This is a genomic window from Megasphaera intestinihominis, assembly GCF_040096415.1.
Taxonomy (GTDB): Bacteria; Bacillota; Negativicutes; order Veillonellales; family Megasphaeraceae; genus Megasphaera; species Megasphaera intestinihominis.
In genome coordinates, this window is the sequence record NZ_JBBMEU010000109.1 from 1 (window position 1) to 3,247 (window position 3,247).

The following is a 3,247-nucleotide window of genomic DNA, read 5'->3' on the forward strand; positions in this document are numbered from 1 at the left end:
CCAATTTTCGTTACTTAATACTATATCATGCACTCTTAAAATTTTCAGTACTGGTCTGAATTCACAGGCCCATTATAATACAAAACTTTTATATCATCTGGGAAGCATTTACGCAATTATAAATTGGTTTGCGATGCAAAGCAAATCAATGATTATTTGGCTCAATATCCAATAGAAAATATAAGTGACATTGATTACATCGAAGAATTGTTAAAATGCCAGTATGATTTGTCGGAATATAAAACTTTTTTAGAGCAACATGTAGTAAATACTACCAATTATGATGACTTTAAAGGCTTTATTGGTGTTTTAAAGCAATTTCCAGATGTTGTAAAACTTGAAAATTTAGCATGGAGTACCTATACTTCAATTTTTTCACAAGCGGATAAGCAAAATGATTTTTATTATGATTTAGTCGCTATAGGCTATTCTCATTTTTCGTATAGTCAATTAAATGGGTTAGGTAACTTTCTTTCTTCCAATGAAGAGGAGCAAAAGAGCATTGTTGAGCCTGTTCGGTCTGTAATTTTAAATTATATATCTTCAGCAGGGCTTTTTATGCAATTAGTGGATGATTCAGGTTTAGGCAATAGTGAATTTTATAAAGCTATTTGTCATGCATTGATAGCATCAAAGTGCAAAATTACGGAAATGAGGATTCTCCCCCGTCTTAAAATGATAGAAGATGTTTTAGGGATTCAATTTAATCAATGGGAAGCGGCATTCAATGATCTTCCTGTTGCAGATATTAGTGATGATGCTATTATTTCATCACTACCCATTGATGTATTAAAAGACATACAAACTGTTCCCAACAGCAAGCTGTATGGTCACTGCAAAAGTAGAATTAAGAGTTATTTAGATATTAAGGATACCGGAAGTTGGAAATCTGTCATTAACAATGATTTAAATACTTATGATATTCAAGTTGGATTGCTTATCTCTTATCAGTGGCCTTCAAGAGCATATGAGGCTGTTAAAGCTTATTTGAAGGAAAAAGCAGAGAATAAACAAACTCCTACGGATATAGAGAAATGGCATAATTTTATTGGCGTGTTAAAAAAATCTGGCCATGAATTAGCGCAATTAGTTTGCGATATATATGGCATTTTTCTTAAATCCAGTATTGATGCTCCATCATTTAAATTTTGGATATCTTTTTTTGATGAATACATATTTAAAAAGGAAGGTCCTAAAAAGGATACACTGCGGTGCATTTTTCCGGTAATTTTGTTGGATGATGGAGAATGTTTGAAATGGATGAATGACCATAGCAGAACTATTTCAACCATATATGATGCTGCTGAAATTCAGCAAAGCGATTTTTATAGAGCACTTATGGAAAGAGCTACTGGAGAGAATGTTAATCCTGCTGCTAGACGATTAGCAGTACGAATGAACTTTTTACCTTCTGATGTCCTTAAAAAGAATTTACAGTCATAGTGGTTGGGGGAAAATATGCAAATTAACACGCAAAAGAAAGACATTATATGGAACTACTTGGGGATATTTTTCTCTCTGGGTTCTCAAGTTATATGGCTGCCTGTCCTGATTCATTATTTGCCGCCTGATATTTTAGGTTTGTGGTACGTATTCGTTAGTATTGGTGGTATGGTTGAACTTCTTGATAGTGGCTTTACGCCGACTCTGAGTCATTGCATGACTTATGCGTGGAGTGGAGCTATGGATTTAAAGAAACAGGGCGTTGTCTTTTCTGGTGAACGAAGCGGCCCGAATTATGCTTTGGTTTATGGGATTTTGAGTACTTGCCGGGTCTTATATTTGGGCATTGCCTGTGTAGCTACCTTAGTTATGGTCAGTGCTGGCACGTTGTACGTGCAGCGTATCGCTTCGGCCTATTTATCTTGGCAGGTTTATGCTACTTGGATGCTCTATGTGGCATCAACTTTTATCAATCTTTATATAGGTTATTATGCTGTCGTCCTCGTCGGTATCGGCGATATTTTTCATAAAAACCGGGCACAGATTTTATCGAAAGGTGCCTTTTTGATATTAGGAACACTCGGCCTTGTTTGTGGCTTTGGGATTCTCAGCCTTGGCGTCGCTTATTTTGCCAGTGGTTTTGTTTTACGCTTTTTATGTAAACATTATCTCATCAAAGCCCACAAGTTTGATGAATTATTCCGAAAATATCGCCATCAGACAGATTACTCCAAGCGCCATGTCTTGGCTATGATGTGGCCCAATGCCTGGCGAGATGGATTAGTTACGGTTACGGCTTATCTGACAGGGCAGGCTACCGTACTGATGAGCAGTGGTTTCCTGACTCTGTATGAAACGGGGATTTACTCTTTTTCCATGCAAGTCGTCAATGCCTTGATTAGTATCGCCTCTGGTATGTTCAGTGCCTATGTTCCGGCAATCCAATCGGCCTATGTATCCCGCAACCGGAAAGTCATGAAAGATTTATACGCGAAGTCCATGGCCTGTGCCTTTCACCTCAGTTTCTGGGGCATCATCGTTTTTGCAGCGGTAGGTATCCCCATCGTACAACTCTTGCGCCATGACTTCGTCATTGAACGACCGGCCTTCCTGGTGCTGGCACTGTCGATTTATCTCTTGAATCGCCATCGAAGTTCCGCCTGCTTTATCAGTACTATGAATAAGCTGCCATATACCTTCAGCTTCATCTTCTTCGGCGTCATCAGTATCAGTGCCACCTATATCGGACTAGCCTACTTCCATTTAGGATTATGGGGCCTCATCCTTATTCCCTTAGCGGTCCAGTCCATCTACAATAACTGGAAATGGAACCAAGTCGTCAATCGCTATCTGCATACCACAGAAATCAGTTTGATGAGACAGGGAACGGCGGATCTTATGCGGATCGTAGGAAACAAAATATTTAGAACCAAATCATAAAAATAATCCGGCTGCGGTGAATCACTGGGCCGGATTGTTTGTTATGACCTTATAGGGATATCTTGACATGGTATTTATTTTGCAATAGACTAAAGATAAATTAACGAACGTATTTTCTTATTATATGCGGAAGGGTAGTAAGCGGAAAATAAATCGGTGGATTTAATCTTCTGGCTGTTTGTGAGACAATAGGCTTATCAAACAGGATGAATTAGACAAATTAGAGTTTCTCCCATTTTGTCTAAAAACTCTAATTTATCCTATTCAGTAAGGAGGATGTTTTTGGATGGTAGTGTCAAGATTCTTTCGCAAATTCATTTCATCCGCCAGTAAATATCGTAATCAGATATATGGATTTTCCTCG

The 3,247-nt window shown here is 38.2% G+C and carries 2 protein-coding genes; both read left to right on the forward strand.

Annotated elements, in window-relative coordinates:
- Window positions 1-123: 123 nt before the first annotated feature.
- A complete protein-coding gene (locus WMO23_RS10995) occupies window positions 124-1,443 on the forward strand; it encodes a hypothetical protein (RefSeq protein ID WP_349174071.1) in 1,320 nt (439 codons plus the stop codon).
- A gap of 15 nt (window positions 1,444-1,458) precedes the next feature.
- Entirely contained in the window at window positions 1,459-2,883 is a 1,425-nt protein-coding gene (wzx, locus tag WMO23_RS11000) for an O-unit flippase-like protein (protein ID WP_349174072.1), read from the forward strand.
- The last annotated feature ends 364 nt before the right edge of the window (window positions 2,884-3,247 follow it).

Coding starts and splice junctions, on each gene's coding strand:
- wzx (WP_349174072.1), top strand. CDS start 1,459: ATGCAAATTAACACGCAAAAGAAAGACATTATATGGAACTACTTGGGG.